Here is a 14,183-nt window from a genome sequence, read left to right on the forward strand (position 1 = left end):
AACTCAAATGTTGAGTTTTAAGCAGTTAGCACGCACAAACTCAGAGGGCAATTCAGTAATTACTGCCGCTCTTTGCTTATTACAAAAGTAGGTGTAAACCTCGTGTTCAAAGTCATCATTTATAGCTCTGCCTACTTGGTACAGGGCTGAGGTGAAATTACTGTCGACCCTAAAATGATCTTTAACGACATAGTCTTTACTTAAGTACCAATAGAGCTCAATGCCTTCGCTTTTAGCATACTCAACTAAAACATCTTTCAATGTTGAACCGTTTTCGAAGCGCCTAGGCTCCACACTTCCTGTCCAACTTGCTGGCATGGGGGTAACAGTACGCGTACGCTGCTCTAAAACTCTATCGACAGTTTGATCTGGCTTTTTTAAACTCAATACGTATTGGTCACGCTCTTTGTTGCTTTTAACTTGATTTCGAATCGAGGCATAAAAGCGAGATAATCCTTCGGCAGCGGCATTTTTAGATTCTTTTAAATCTAATGTTGGAACATTTCCCATTAAAAAGTACGCAGCAAGCGCTATTAATATGACTGCAAATGACAAGTACCTAATCCAAAACCACATTACAACAACCACCCTTATTTGTTCCTGTTATTGTTATACCATTACTATTTGTAAAATGAAGGAGTATTTTTATCTGGTCGCGTTTTAAAACGGCGATGTAGCCACATGTATTGCTCTGGTGCGGCATTAATTGATAATTCCATGCGTTGATTAACACGCGTGACATCGGCTTTGTCATCACCGCTTGGGAAGTTTTCAAGCTCTGGAATAATTTCTAAATGGTACTTTCCACTTTCGTCTCGGCGGGTAATCAAACTCATAGTTTCGCAATTTTTACTGCCAGCAAACATCAGTGTACCTGTTGTAGTTGCGGTATCTTGCACTGCATAAAAAGGGACGAATTCGCAGCGATTACGGCCGTAGTCTTGATCGGGTAGGTAGTAGCACACTTTTTTATTTTTTAAGGCTTTTAGTAAGCCTTTTACGTCCTTTTTACCGACCAAGTATTCATTAGAGCGAAGGCGGCCATTAGTCGTAAAGTACTCCATTAGTGGGTTGTTGTGCGGGCGGTAAAAACCGATACCCATACAGCCCAACCCCATTAATCGGCCTGCCATTTCAAGGTGTAAAACATGAGGTACTAGTAACAGTACGCCTTTTCCAGATTGTTGCACTCGTTCAAAGTGTTCAAGCCCTTTTAAAGACCCTAAAGCTTTTTTCGCTCGCCACTGCGGCCACCACCATGCCATTCCGGTTTCAACCATCGCAATGCCAGTGTTTTCCATATTTTTTAGCACCAATGCTTTTTGATCTTCGTCGCTCATATCAGGAAAGCAGCGTTTAATATTTACTTCGGCAATGTGTCGGCGGCGTTTCATAAATTTATGAACTAAACGGCCAAGTAGTTTGCCCAGGGCTAATTGAAGTTTTTGCGGAAGCCAAGAAATTAGGTATAAGAAAAAAACGCCAATCCACGTTAGCCAGTATCGAGGGCCTAAAAAAGATGCTTTAAAAGGAGATGAGGTGACCACAAAAATTGCTCTAAAATTAAAAACGCTAGTTTAACGCTAAGCGCTGTAAAATACAAAAAGCCAGCATGTAGCTGGCTTTGTATGTGTTTTTTGACTGCTTAGACTGCTTTTAAACCCTGGTTTATAGCTACTAGGTCTTTGCTTGTTAGTGTACCCGCTGCTTGCTTTAAGCGCAGAGTAGACAGCACATAACGATAACGTACATCAGCAAGGTTACGTTTAGCATTGTATAGGTTTTGTGTGCTTACAAGTACATCAACAATTGTACGCGTACCGACCTCAAAGCCTGCCTCTGTTGCTTTTAAAGCACTTTGGGCAGATACAACAGCTTGCTCTAACGCTTTGTAAGTTGCAATGTCAGACACTACTTGATTGTAAGACGTAATAACCGTGCGGGTAATTGCGCGGTAATTGGCTTCGTAATCTTGGCTAGCTGCAACGTAAAATGCACGTGCTTGATCAGTAGCTGCAACTGTTGCACCTCCAGAGTATAAAGGCAGGCTAAAGTTAAGGCCTACTGAGGTTGAGTCTGCACGAGGTTGTCTAGTTAGGCTTGTACCATTTATATCTGTATCTGTTAAAGAGTCGCCATAACTTGCACTTAGGGTTAGCTTTGGATAGTGACCCGCTCTTGCCAGTTTAATTTGATCTTGCGCTATATCTACGGTTACTTTAGCAACTTGCAAGCTAATATTTTTATCTTTAGCAATATTTAAAAAGTCGCTAGAGTCTCGAGCTGGCTTAGTTGTAGAAAATGTCTCTGTATTTAAAAAGTCTAACTTAGCGTGATATTTACCCGTAATTTCTCGTAGTTGCTCACGCGCTGTTTCTACTGAGTTATTAGCAATAATTTCTTGTGCAACAGAGTTGTCAAACTGTGCTTGTGCTTCGTGTACATCGGTAATTGCCGTTAAACCAACAGCGTAACGTTGTTTAGTTTGTTCAAGCTGGCGTTCGATGGCGCGTTTTTCCGTTTTAATAAATTCAAGGTTATCAATCGCACTTAAAACGTTAAAGTAGCCTTCCGCAACACGAACAATTAAGTTTTGTTTCGCCGAGTCGTATTGAGCATTTGCTTGCAACGCTTGTTTGTCTGCAATGTCTAATGAGTTCCATGCGCCTAAATCAAATAAAGTTTGGCTTAAGCTAAGACCACGGGTGAACTGATCAGAGTCGCTTTCGACTTTAACTTGGCTTGTCAGGTCCGTCACACTTTGAAAAGAGGTTGAGTCACTTTTTGTATAACCCATTGTTAAACCAATTTGCGGCAATAATGCAGCCATTGCAGTATCTGCTTGGTAAGATTGTGCGTCTGCTTGGGCTTTTGCTTTTAAAACGGTAGGATCGTTGGCCGTTGCAATTTCAAAAACTTGTAGTAAATCTTCAGCGCTTGCTGCTGTTGTGCCTAATGCGCATGATAAACTAACTAGCGCCGCAAGAATGTTCTTTTTCATATGTTGTTCGGTCCTTAGACAATTTTTATACTAAAACCATGGTAACCTGTTTTACGTAATAACTAAAAATAAAAAGAGTAAAACAGTGCGTCGAAATGTAACAGAATATATTAACGTACTTCAAAGTTTTTAATAAGTAGAGGATGCTTACGTGCCAGATAAAAAACTTGTTCAGTTTACGCATAAAGATGTCAGCGTAAAGCCGGTCAAAAATTTGTATAAAGGCTTTTTTCAGGTTGATTTGTATCAGTTTGAACATGCCTTGTTTGCGGGCGGTAAATCAGAACTTATTAGTCGCGAGATTTTAGAGCGTGGAGACGCCATTGCTGTGTTGCCTTACGACCCCATATCAGACACTGTGCTTTTAATAGAACAAATACGTATAGGGGCTATTAAAAGCAAACATTCACCTTGGCTACTAGAATGTATTGCTGGAATGACTGACGGCAGTGACGATTATGAATCGGTCGTAAAGAAAGAAGCGTACGAAGAAGCTGGGCTTAATTTAACAGAGCTTGAATTTATGCTTTCGTACCTTTCAAGCCCTGGTGGTACAACAGAGCGGTTACATTTATATCTTGCACGAGCCGATTTAAGTGACGTTGAGTCTGGTGTGTATGGCCTTGAAACCGAAGGTGAAGATATAAAAACTCACGTACTCAGCGTTGATGATGCGCTAACTCGCCTCAACAATGGTGAAATGGATAATGCTGCAACCGTTATTTGCATGCAGTGGCTTGCGCTTAACCATGAAAAAATGAAACACAAGTGGACAGATTCTTCTTCATAGCCACAAATTGGCTCACAGTATAATGGTGGTATTTTGACAGTACAATTAGCAACAAATAGATATATCCAAAGCCTCCCAAAGTATTTAACGCTTTGTGAGCACAACTACTTACGACTTTTAAAATTGTTACCGGCTGAACGAGCGATTGGCTGCAGCCGAGAAGTGAAGTTGGGGAACAGTGAGTTTGCGACTAAGGTTGATGGCAGTGCAAAATACACTATGGATATTTCTATTAAGCAGCTAAGCGGCATGGTAAAGGGAATTGCACCGCTTTATTTAACTGTGAGGTTGTATCACGATGCTAAAGTGGCTGAAATTATCCATCACGATTACCATCAGCGTATTAAGCCTTCTTATGGTTACCCTAATCCAAAAATGCATCAAAAAGATGAAAAATATCAACTTAATGCATTTTTATACGACTGGCTTGTAGCCTGTGTAGAACACGGACAAGCAACGCTGAATTGGGATGTAAATAATGGCTTGGTTTGATGAACCTTACCTCATTGATAAGTCGTCGTTACGCATAGCACATATTACCGATTGTCATTTATTCTCAAATAAAGCCGGTGAGTACTTTGGCGTAAATACGGCGATTTACTTTGAACAGGCGCTGGCTCATATGGCTAAGCAATCCCTTGATTTTGTAATATTTGGCGGCGACCTTACGCAAGATCACAGCGCAGAGTCTTATTTTTTATTTAGTGAGCTGATTAACCAAAGTGATTTAACATGCCCTGTTTTTTGGGTTCCAGGTAACCATGATGATATTGCCCAGCTTAACCGAATGAGTGGTGGGCAAATAAATCGCGCTAAACATATAGTGGCAAATGGCGTTGAGTTACTTCTTATTAATTCTAAAGGGCCAACGCCTGCAGGGTGGGTAACAGGCACGCATTTGAATGAAATTACCGAACGGCTGTTTGCTTCGGCGAGTTCCAAAATTATGTTTTGTCACCATAACCCACTCCCCATTGATGGCTACCTAGACAAACACATGCTCGAAAACGGGCCGCAATTACTTAATATATTAGTTAATAGCGAAAACGTTTTCGGCTTGTTTCATGGTCATGTGCATAACGAATACATGCAAACGTTTAGAGCGCTTCCCATTTACGCGACTCCAGCCAGCTCAGTGCAGTTTAAAAAACACAGCCCCGAATGGATACAGCAAGACTATGGGCCAGCATACAGGTTGATATGTATTAGCACGAAAAAAGAGAATATAAGCACAGATATGGAAGTAGTATGGCTAAACGGGTAATCTATATTCATGGTTTTAATAGCTCAGATAAATCATATAAAGCTGTGCGCTTTGGCGAGCTTATGGCACACTATGACGTTGACTATTGTGTACCGTGCCTAAACCATGAGCCCATACAAGCCATCATAGCGCTTGAGCAATTACTTACACCTAATACTGTTTTATTAGGTAGCTCATTAGGTGGATTTTTTGCCACGTATTTATCGCAGCGTTATCAAATTCCTGCTGTGGTTATAAATCCCGCGGTTGCGCCATACACTTTATTAAAGCCGTTGCTTGGTTTAAATTATAATCCGTATCAAGATTATCATTATGAATTGAATAGCAGCCACATAGCGGCTTTAAAAGCGTTGGCTGTTGATGACCTAAAGCACCCTGAATTACTGTATTTATTACAGCAAACAGGCGATGAAGTGTTAAATTTTCAACACGCAGTAAACTATTATTCGCAATGTAAGCAAAGGATCGAGTTTGGTGGCGATCATAGCTATCTTGGCTTTGAACAAACCTTTGCAAGTATTGTAGATTTTCTTAAAATCACGTAAAACTAGTTAAGCACAGCCTTAGCGCATATAAAGATAAAAACTATGAGTGATCAAAATTATAACGCCGAAGCCATTGAAGTACTTAATGGATTAGATCCGGTAAAAAGACGCCCCGGGATGTACACCGATACTGTGCGCCCAAATCATTTAGGCCAAGAAGTAATCGATAACAGTGTCGATGAAGCTATGGCGGGCCATGCAACTAAGATTGATGTAATTCTACACGAAGATAACTCGCTTGAAGTAAGTGATGACGGTCGTGGTATGCCCATTGATATTCACCCAGAGGAAGGTATTCCAGGTATAGAGCTTATTTTTACTAAGCTGCATGCCGGTGGTAAATTCTCAAACAAAAACTATCAGTTTTCAGGTGGTTTACACGGGGTAGGTATTTCAGTTGTAAATGCATTATCTACACGTGTAGAAGTAACAGTTCGCCGTGATGCGCAGCAATACAGAATGGCCTTTGAAAACGGTGATAAAGTTGAAGATTTAAACGTTATAGGCACTGTCGGTAAACGTAACACCGGGACTACCGTTCGCTTTTGGGCCGATGCCAGCTATTTTGACTCTGCTAATTACTCTATTACCAAGCTTAATCATTTATTAAAAGCCAAAGCGGTACTTTGTCCTGGTTTGCGTATTAAATTTGTTAATAAACAAACAAAAGAAACGCAAGAATGGTTTTACGAAACCGGCTTAAAAGATTATTTAATTGAAGCGGTTAAAGGTTTCGAAACGCTGCCACAAGACCCATTTGTAGGTGAGTTTAAAAGCGCTATAGAAGGTGTTGATTGGGCTGTGGTATGGCTGCCAGAGGGCGGTGAATCGATAGCTGAAAGCTATGTAAACCTAATCCCCACTGCGCAAGGCGGTACACATGTTAATGGTTTACGCCAAGGCTTACTTGAAGCCATGCGCGAGTTTTGTGAATTTAGAAACTTATTACCTCGTGGTGTAAAACTTACCCCAGACGATATATGGGAGCGCTGTAGTTATGTGCTTTCGGTTAAAATGCAAGACCCTCAGTTTGCCGGCCAAACAAAAGAAAAACTGTCTTCACGCACGTGTGCGGCACTTGTTTCGGGTGTTGTAAAAGATGCATTTAGCCTTTGGTTAAATGAACATACAGATACAGCAGAGTTGTTAGCTGAGCTGTGTATATCAAACGCACAAAGTCGTTTAAAAGCCGCTAAAAAAGTAGTGCGTAAACGCGTTACAGCGGGCCCTGCATTACCAGGTAAACTTACCGACTGTAGCGCAGCAGATAACGACCGTACCGAACTATTTCTAGTAGAGGGTGACTCTGCTGGTGGCTCGGCTAAGCAAGCGCGAGATCGTGAGTTTCAAGCAATAATGCCGCTGCGTGGTAAAATTTTAAATACGTGGGAAGTTGAGTCAGGGCAAATATTAGCATCGCAAGAGGTGCATGATATTTCTGTGGCTTTAGGGATCGATCCTGATTCAGCCGACATGAGCGGGCTACGCTACAATAAAATTTGTATATTGGCCGATGCTGACTCTGATGGTCTTCACATTGCCACACTGTTATGTGCTTTGTTTGTTCGACACTTTCCGCAGTTAGTAAAAACAGGTCATGTATATGTAGCAATGCCACCATTATTTAGAATAGATATTGGTAAAGAGGTATATTACGCCTTAGATGAAGATGAAAAAACCAGTATTTTGGCCCGTATTGAAGCAGAAAAAAAACGCGGTAAAGTAAACGTACAGCGTTTTAAAGGATTGGGTGAAATGAACCCACTGCAACTTCGCGAAACCACCATGGATCCAAACACAAGACGTTTAGTTCAGCTAACACTTGATGAAGAAGTTCAAACCATGGAAATGATGGATATGTTACTTGCTAAAAAGCGTTCGCCAGACAGGCGCCAATGGTTAGAAGATCATGGTAACAAGGCACAAGTATAATGATGCGTGTTGGCCACTAGGAGATAGAAATGAATAAACTACTAGCAAGTGTATTGTTACTGAGTTTAATAAGTGCGCCTGCAATGGCTAAAAACATACTAGACAAGCTTAGTGTTGCACCTGGTTTTGAACTTAGTTTATTTGCAGACGACGTTGAAAATGCGCGCCAAATTGCAGTATCAAAAAAAGGCATTGTTTACGCAGGCTCGCGCAAAGCAGGTAATGTGTATGCGCTTATCGATCATAATAGCGATGGCGTAGCCGATAAAAAAATTGTGATTGCAGAGGGTTTAAATATGCCCTCAGGGCTGGCTATTAAAGATGGTGATTTATACGTAGGTGAAGTGCATCGTATTATTCGCTTTAAAAATATAGACACCCAATTAAAAGATCCAAAGTTTGATGTGATCTACAACGCATTGCCTTCAGAGCGCCACCATGGCTGGAAGTTTTTACGCTTCACACCCACAGGCGAATTGCTTATTCCTGTAGGTGTACCGTGTAATATTTGCGCCGAAGACGAGCGCTTTGGTCGTATTTTTTCACTAAACGTAGAAACCAAGCAAATTAAAACAATAGCGCAGGGCGTTCGAAATACCGTTGGTTTTGATTTTCATCCAAGTACTCAGGCTTTGTGGTTTAGTGATAATGGCCGCGACATGATGGGCGATGATATTCCACCAGATGAAATAAACCGCGTAAGTAAAGAAGGGGAGCACTTTGGGTTCCCTTATATTCACGCCGGTGCGATTGTTGATCCTGAATTTGGTGAAGGAGAAAATATTGCTGATTACACGTCTCCTGCGCTCGCATTGCCTGCCCATGTGGCACCATTAGGTATTCATTTTTACAACGCAAAACAATTCCCAGCAAGCTACAAAGAGCAGTTATTTGTTGCTGAACATGGCTCATGGAATCGTAGTAAAAAAGCAGGCTACAAAGTAGCTATAGCCACAATAGAGCAAGGCCGTGTGACTAAATACACGCCGTTTATTACCGGCTTTATGAAAGACGAAACAACATTTGGACGCCCAGTTGCATTTGCAGAGTTAGGTGACGGCAGTCTGTTAGTAAGTGACGATTACGCCAATGTAATCTACCGCGTAAGCTATAAGAAAAACTAGGTAAGCTTTAATGAGTGATACAGATACCTTGCTAATGCAAGGAATAGAGCAACAAACAATGGGGCGCTTTACTGAAGACGCCTATTTAAACTATTCCATGTACGTGATCATGGATCGTGCTTTGCCACATGTTGGTGATGGCTTAAAACCAGTGCAGCGTCGTATTATTTACGCGATGAGCGAATTAGGCTTATCGGCCGCAGCTAAATATAAAAAGTCAGCCCGTACCGTGGGTGACGTACTCGGTAAATATCATCCTCATGGCGATAGTGCTTGTTACGAAGCCATGGTACTTATGGCGCAACCGTTTTCGTATCGCTATCCACTTGTTGACGGCCAAGGAAACTGGGGTGCTGCTGATGATCCTAAATCATTTGCTGCAATGCGTTATACTGAAGCGCGTTTATCTAAGTTTTCTGAAGTACTGCTTAAAGAGCTTGGCCAAGGCACGGTAGATTGGACACCAAACTTTGATGGTACATTAGATGAACCGGTTGTATTGCCCTCACGCTTACCACATATTTTACTTAATGGTATTACCGGTATTGCTGTTGGTATGGCAACTGATATTCCGCCTCATAACGTGAGAGAAGTAGCCAGTGCATGTTGTTTATTACTCGACAAACCAAAGACAGAGCTTGATGAATTATTAGAGCTAGTACACGCACCTGACTACCCAACCGATGCCGAAATAATTACCCCAAAAGCCGATATTCATAAAATATACAAAACCGGCCGAGGCTCAATTAAAATGCGTGCGGTGTATAGTGAAGAGCAAGGCGATATTGTGATCACCGCGCTTCCGCATCAATGTTCAGGCGGTAAGGTGCTTGAGCAAATTGCAGCGCAAATGAACGCAAAAAAACTGCCTATGATTGCTGATTTACGTGACGAGTCAGATCACGAAAACCCAACACGTATAGTGATTATACCACGCTCTAATCGTATTAAAGCAGAGCCATTAATGGCTCACTTGTTTGCGACCACCGATTTAGAAAAAAACTACCGCGTAAACTTAAATATGCTGGGGCTAGATGGTCGTCCGCAGGTTAAAGATTTGCGTAGTATTTTAAGTGAGTGGCTCATATTTAGGCGCGAGACTGTTCGTCGTCGTTTGCAGTATCGTTTAGATAAAGTACTGGCGCGCTTACATATTTTAGAAGGCTTATTAGCAGCATTCTTAAATATTGATGAAGTGATTGAAATTATTCGCAGTGAAGATAAGCCAAAGCCTATTTTAATGCAGCGCTTTGATTTAACCGATATACAAGCAGAAGCTATTTTAGAGTTAAAACTCCGCCATTTAGCTAAACTTGAAGAGTTTAAAATTCGTGGTGAGCAAGATGAGCTTGCTAAAGAGCGTGATAAATTAGAACTCACGCTTGGTTCTGACCGCCGTATGTCAACGTTGCTTAAAAAAGAAATTCAAGAAGCGGCAGAAATGTATGGCGACGATCGTCGTTCTCCTGTTATCGAGCGCTCGGAAGCGAAAGCTTTAAACGAAAAAGATTTAATTCCATCGGAATCAGTGACTGTTGTTCTTTCAGACAAAGGGTGGGCACGTGTTGGTAAAGGTCATGACTTGGATGCGCAAGGATTAAGTTACCGCTCAGGCGATGCCTACAGAGCTTCAGCTCGCGGTAAGAGTAATCAGCCCGCCGTATTTTTAGATTCAGCAGGGCGTGCATTTGCAACTGATGCACATAGTTTACCGTCGGCACGTAGCCAAGGCGAGCCAATGACTGGGCGTTTTAACTTAACAACCGGTGCAAATTTTGAGCACGTTGTTATGGCTGAAGATAGTCAAGTATTACTTATGGCATCGGACGCGGGTTACGGTTTTATCACTGATTTTAAAGACCTTGTGAGTAAAAACAAAAACGGTAAAGCGTTAGTGAGTGTGCCTAAAGGCGGTATTTTACTCCAACCAATTAGAGTGAGCGATGTAGCTAGCGATTACTGTATGGCTATTTCTAACGAAGGACGCATGCTTTTATTCCCACTACGCGATTTACCTAAACTAGGTAAGGGTAAGGGTAATAAAATTATTTCTATCCCTGGTGCAAAGGTACAGGCTCGTGAAGAGTTTGTGAAAGTACTGGCTGTTGTCCCTCTAGGAAGTAGCGTTACATTGCATGCTGGTAAACGCAAGCTAACCCTTAAACCAACAGATTTAGAGCATTACCATGGTGAACGAGGTCGTCGAGGTAACAAGTTACCGCGAGGCTTGCAGCGTGTTGATGAAGCTGTTGTTGAGCTAACGCCTCAAGATGAAGAGCCTGTTGAAAGTACGGCAGATGAATCATAAGCTTTGAGCTAACGTATTACGGCCTGCAATTGCAGGCCGTTTTTGTTTGTAGAGCCCAGTTTTTACCATTTTATTGTTATGTGTTGGGCAATTAATTTTAGCATTGACTCTATTTCAGCGTACAGTTGTTCGCTATTGTCTCGTCTGTGTCACAAAATAACGCTATAATAGTGTCATAGTGCACAATGACATGCGCACCGCACACAATTGATTTGGAGAACGAGTTTGTTAGCTGTAATACGTGTTTTTATTATGTTTATGTTTATATTGTTGAGTTGTATTTTTGGTTTATTACTTTCATTAGTCAGGCCTTTTCACCCAAATAATGTTCACATAATTGCAGGTTGGTTTGGTTCTATGGCCAAAATGATCGGTGTTAAATTAGTGCTGACACGCCATCAAGATGCTGAGAATATTGGCCCTGCAGTGTACGTTGCAAATCATCAAAATAGTTATGATTTATTTACAGTACCAGCAATGGTACCAAAAAACTGTGTAAGTCTTGGTAAAAAGAGCCTAAAGTGGATCCCATTTTTTGGTCAACTTTATTGGCTGTCGGGCAATATTTTAATAGATAGAGCAAATCGTTCAAAAGCGGCTGGTACTATTTCAAAAGCAGCTGAAAAAATTAAGAAAAATGGGCTATCTATATGGGTATTCGCAGAAGGTACACGAAGCTATGGGCGCGGTTTATTACCTTTTAAAACAGGTGCTTTTCATACCGCGATGAGTGCGGACGTGCCAGTGGTTCCCGTGTGTATGAATACAACGCATAAAACCATTAAGCTAAATCGTTGGGATAATGGTACAATTTACATCGAAATGTTAGCGCCTATATCACTTGATAAAAGTATAAGTGCGCGAGAGCACGCTCAAAACGTACATACTGTTATGGCTGCTAAAATAAACGAATTAGATGCTCAAGTGAGAGAGAAATAATGGAAAACTGGCGCGAAATAAGTGAAGACATCGTAAGTTCATTACTTGAAGATGGATCAGATCCTGAAATACTTTATGAAGTAGAACACCACTTTGTGTGTGAAGACTTCCCTAAACTAGAGCAAGCCGCATTGGCTGCTTTTAAATTAGGCTACGATGTTGAAGAGCCAGCAGAGCTTGAGCTTGAAGACGGCAGCAAAATATGGAGCTTCGACATAGTAGTAGAAGCTGAGCTAGACGTAGACGTTATTATGGAAGACGTTGATAAACTAGCAGCACTTGCTGTTGAATGCGACGTTGAGTACGACGGTTGGGGCACTTACTTTCAAGAGTAATTAGCGACTCAAGTATGAAAAATAAAAAAGGCGAGCATTTAATAATGCGCGTCCTTTTTAGTTTTTAATTGTTTGTTATATCAGGTTCATATCAATACTTAATAAACTTGAAGGGCTAAACCTGGGAGGCAATGGTTTAAACTTAGGTATTTAGAATAACAAAATATTTGCCCTGTCATCGACATGATTTTTCAGCCTTCAGATAGATTATTTAATACTATTAGAGCCACTTTTTATTTTTAAAATACACACCAATACCACCAGTAAGTATCACTAAAAAAACAATAAACAGCGTAAATGCATAGGGGTTGTCTGTACCAGGAATTCCCCCAACGTTTACCCCGAGCAAACCTGTCAAAAAGCCTAGCGGTAAAAACAAGGCAGCCACTACCGACATCACATACATACGTTGGTTTAGCTGCTCAGAAACATGGTTAGTAACTGTTTGTTGAATAATTTGTGCACGCTCTATTGAGCTGTCTAATTCTTCAAGGTAGCGAATAAGTAAGTTAGTGGTTTCGTTTAGCTTTGCCTTATCGTCATCTAAAAGCCACTCATAATGACCGTTTACCATTGTAGTGAGCGCCTCTTTTTGAGGCTTTAAATAACGCTTAAGCGCAATAGTTTGGCGGCGTAACTGCGATAGCGCTTGGTTGTCAAAACGCTTACTTGGCTCGTCTATTTCTTCTTCAAAGCCATCAAGTGTTTCATCTAAAGAGTTAATAACACTTTGCATACGTGAAGTCAGCTTTTGTGTAATAGCACACACAAGCTCTGATATAGAACACGGGCCTTTATTGTCTTTTAACGAACTAAGTACATCGTCAATAGATAAAAGGCGACGCTTACGAGAAGTGATGACTATATTTTCGTTAATAAATAAACGTACCGACACCATGTCCTCGGGGCTTTGCGCTGGGTTTAAGTTTACACCGCGCAAAAACAGCATGTGTCCATTTGCAGACTGCGTGATACGTGGGCGTGTTTCATCCGCCGTAAATGACTCTAGCTCATAATCGGTTAAAAGCTCACAGTGTTTGAGCCAGTTGACTACGTCGGTTTGGCTGTAATCCATATGGACCCATAATTTACCTTGCTCAGGTTGCCAGTTGTGAAGGTCTTCGCTGCTTTTAACAGCACGTGTACCGCCTTTTTCATCAAGCACTAGGGCATGAAGCAAACCATTAATCATAATAAGATCTCAAAAGAGTGTATTTTTAATACTGTAAACTATAGTGTATCTACATACCCAAAACATATTTACTTTTAATAAGTTAAAACATATTCAATTTAAGTAGAGTCATAGTGCTGATTTAATTTTATGCTCAGCAAGACGCGCATTGTGTGATGAGTTACCTTAAAAGATCAATTTAATTTACTCATCGACTAGATAAATTTATTTCGTTGGTGTTTTTTCACCCGTAGCGTATAAACCTCTTTTTTACTAAGGGCACATTTATGACGACAAAAATAACAATAGGTTGGCGTGAGTGGTTAAGTTTACCTGAGCTTGGTATTGAGCGGATCAAGGCTAAAGTTGACACTGGTGCGCGCACTTCATGTATTCATGCAATTAACATTGAAGAATACGAAGTTGATGGCGAAAAGTGGGTTAAATTTACAGCTCAACCGTTACAAGATGACGAAGAAACTCAAATTACTTGTAATGCTAAAGTGAAAAAAATGAAATACGTAACCAGTTCCAGTGGTGAAAAACAGCTGCGTTATTTTATAGAAACAACATTACATGCGGGTGAACATAGCTGGCCTATTGAAGTCACCCTCACAAGCCGTGCAACCATGAAGTTTAGAATGTTGCTAGGTCGAACAGCCATGGAGAATCGTGTTATTGTTGACACGGCATTATCTCATTTATTATAAAAAGTATTGGGCTTAAGTTGCATAAAAAGCAGCCATTAAGCACTAATGCTGTAAAATTTAGTTA

The 14,183-nt window shown here is 41.0% G+C and carries 14 protein-coding genes; 10 read left to right on the forward strand and 4 right to left on the reverse strand.

The features are described from left to right. Positions 1–3: 3 nt before the first annotated feature. The 3 genes from P20480_RS11030 to tolC all read right to left on the reverse strand — a co-directional run bounded on the left by P20480_RS11030 (position 4) and on the right by tolC (position 3,001). Complete coding sequence (locus tag P20480_RS11030; RefSeq protein ID WP_033025327.1) at positions 4–576, reverse strand: toxin co-regulated pilus biosynthesis Q family protein; 573 nt, start codon at positions 574–576, stop codon at positions 4–6. 44 nt (positions 577–620) lie between these two features. Continuing rightward, positions 621–1,547, reverse strand: coding sequence for an LpxL/LpxP family Kdo(2)-lipid IV(A) lauroyl/palmitoleoyl acyltransferase (gene lpxL, locus P20480_RS11025; protein ID WP_008128950.1), 927 nt, complete (start codon positions 1,545–1,547; stop codon positions 621–623). Between the two features lie 98 nt (positions 1,548–1,645). Then, a complete protein-coding gene (tolC, locus tag P20480_RS11020) occupies positions 1,646–3,001 on the reverse strand; it encodes an outer membrane channel protein TolC (protein WP_008110585.1) in 1,356 nt (451 codons plus the stop codon). A 151-nt stretch (positions 3,002–3,152) separates the two neighbouring features. Here tolC and P20480_RS11015 point away from each other — a divergent pair, with 151 nt between their 5' ends. From P20480_RS11015 to rraB, 9 genes are all read left to right on the forward strand, one after another. Further along, positions 3,153–3,791: an NUDIX domain-containing protein gene (locus tag P20480_RS11015; RefSeq protein WP_008110587.1), complete on the forward strand. Its 639-nt coding sequence runs from the start codon at positions 3,153–3,155 to the stop codon at positions 3,789–3,791. A 33-nt stretch (positions 3,792–3,824) separates the two neighbouring features. Further along, complete coding sequence (locus tag P20480_RS11010; protein WP_008128954.1) at positions 3,825–4,283, forward strand: DUF1249 domain-containing protein; 459 nt, start codon at positions 3,825–3,827, stop codon at positions 4,281–4,283. Next, entirely contained in the window at positions 4,270–5,055 is a 786-nt protein-coding gene (locus P20480_RS11005) for a metallophosphoesterase (RefSeq protein ID WP_008128956.1), read from the forward strand. The genes P20480_RS11010 and P20480_RS11005 overlap by 14 nt, the downstream gene beginning before the upstream one ends. After that, a complete protein-coding gene (locus P20480_RS11000) occupies positions 5,040–5,600 on the forward strand; it encodes a YqiA/YcfP family alpha/beta fold hydrolase (protein WP_008128958.1) in 561 nt (186 codons plus the stop codon). The genes P20480_RS11005 and P20480_RS11000 overlap by 16 nt, the downstream gene beginning before the upstream one ends. A gap of 42 nt (positions 5,601–5,642) precedes the next feature. Further along, positions 5,643–7,532: a DNA topoisomerase IV subunit B gene (gene parE / locus P20480_RS10995; RefSeq protein ID WP_006793175.1), complete on the forward strand. Its 1,890-nt coding sequence runs from the start codon at positions 5,643–5,645 to the stop codon at positions 7,530–7,532. Between the two features lie 29 nt (positions 7,533–7,561). Beyond that, positions 7,562–8,656, forward strand: coding sequence for a PQQ-dependent sugar dehydrogenase (locus tag P20480_RS10990; RefSeq protein ID WP_008128961.1), 1,095 nt, complete (start codon positions 7,562–7,564; stop codon positions 8,654–8,656). A 10-nt stretch (positions 8,657–8,666) separates the two neighbouring features. Further along, positions 8,667–10,964, forward strand: a complete 2,298-nt coding sequence (gene parC / locus P20480_RS10985) for a DNA topoisomerase IV subunit A (protein ID WP_008128962.1) — start codon at positions 8,667–8,669, stop codon at positions 10,962–10,964. A 225-nt stretch (positions 10,965–11,189) separates the two neighbouring features. Further along, positions 11,190–11,903: a 1-acylglycerol-3-phosphate O-acyltransferase gene (locus tag P20480_RS10980; protein ID WP_006793172.1), complete on the forward strand. Its 714-nt coding sequence runs from the start codon at positions 11,190–11,192 to the stop codon at positions 11,901–11,903. Further along, positions 11,903–12,238, forward strand: coding sequence for a ribonuclease E inhibitor RraB (rraB, locus tag P20480_RS10975; RefSeq protein ID WP_006793171.1), 336 nt, complete (start codon positions 11,903–11,905; stop codon positions 12,236–12,238). The genes P20480_RS10980 and rraB overlap by 1 nt, the downstream gene beginning before the upstream one ends. 220 nt (positions 12,239–12,458) lie before the next feature. Here the strand turns inward: rraB and P20480_RS10970 are convergent, their stop codons facing one another. Further along, positions 12,459–13,430, reverse strand: coding sequence for a zinc transporter ZntB (locus P20480_RS10970; RefSeq protein WP_008128963.1), 972 nt, complete (start codon positions 13,428–13,430; stop codon positions 12,459–12,461). Between the two features lie 266 nt (positions 13,431–13,696). On the opposite strand from P20480_RS10970, the gene P20480_RS10965 reads away from it, so the two are divergent. Beyond that, positions 13,697–14,119: an ATP-dependent zinc protease family protein gene (locus P20480_RS10965; RefSeq protein ID WP_006793169.1), complete on the forward strand. Its 423-nt coding sequence runs from the start codon at positions 13,697–13,699 to the stop codon at positions 14,117–14,119. The last annotated feature ends 64 nt before the right edge of the window (positions 14,120–14,183 follow it).

Source organism: Pseudoalteromonas sp. BSi20480, from assembly GCF_000241365.1.
Classification (GTDB): Bacteria; Pseudomonadota; Gammaproteobacteria; order Enterobacterales; family Alteromonadaceae; genus Pseudoalteromonas; species Pseudoalteromonas marina.

Bases quoted from the DNA above. Each gene is read 5' to 3' on its own strand.
- P20480_RS11030 (WP_033025327.1), bottom strand. From the start codon at position 576: ATGTGGTTTTGGATTAGGTACTTGTCATTTGCAGTCATATTAATAGCG.
- tolC (WP_008110585.1), bottom strand. From the start codon at position 3,001: ATGAAAAAGAACATTCTTGCGGCGCTAGTTAGTTTATCATGCGCATTA.
- P20480_RS11005 (WP_008128956.1), top strand. From the start codon at position 4,270: ATGGCTTGGTTTGATGAACCTTACCTCATTGATAAGTCGTCGTTACGC.
- P20480_RS11000 (WP_008128958.1), top strand. From the start codon at position 5,040: ATGGCTAAACGGGTAATCTATATTCATGGTTTTAATAGCTCAGATAAA.
- parE (WP_006793175.1), top strand. From the start codon at position 5,643: ATGAGTGATCAAAATTATAACGCCGAAGCCATTGAAGTACTTAATGGA.
- P20480_RS10990 (WP_008128961.1), top strand. From the start codon at position 7,562: ATGAATAAACTACTAGCAAGTGTATTGTTACTGAGTTTAATAAGTGCG.
- parC (WP_008128962.1), top strand. From the start codon at position 8,667: ATGAGTGATACAGATACCTTGCTAATGCAAGGAATAGAGCAACAAACA.
- rraB (WP_006793171.1), top strand. From the start codon at position 11,903: ATGGAAAACTGGCGCGAAATAAGTGAAGACATCGTAAGTTCATTACTT.
- P20480_RS10970 (WP_008128963.1), bottom strand. From the start codon at position 13,430: ATGATTAATGGTTTGCTTCATGCCCTAGTGCTTGATGAAAAAGGCGGT.
- P20480_RS10965 (WP_006793169.1), top strand. From the start codon at position 13,697: ATGACGACAAAAATAACAATAGGTTGGCGTGAGTGGTTAAGTTTACCT.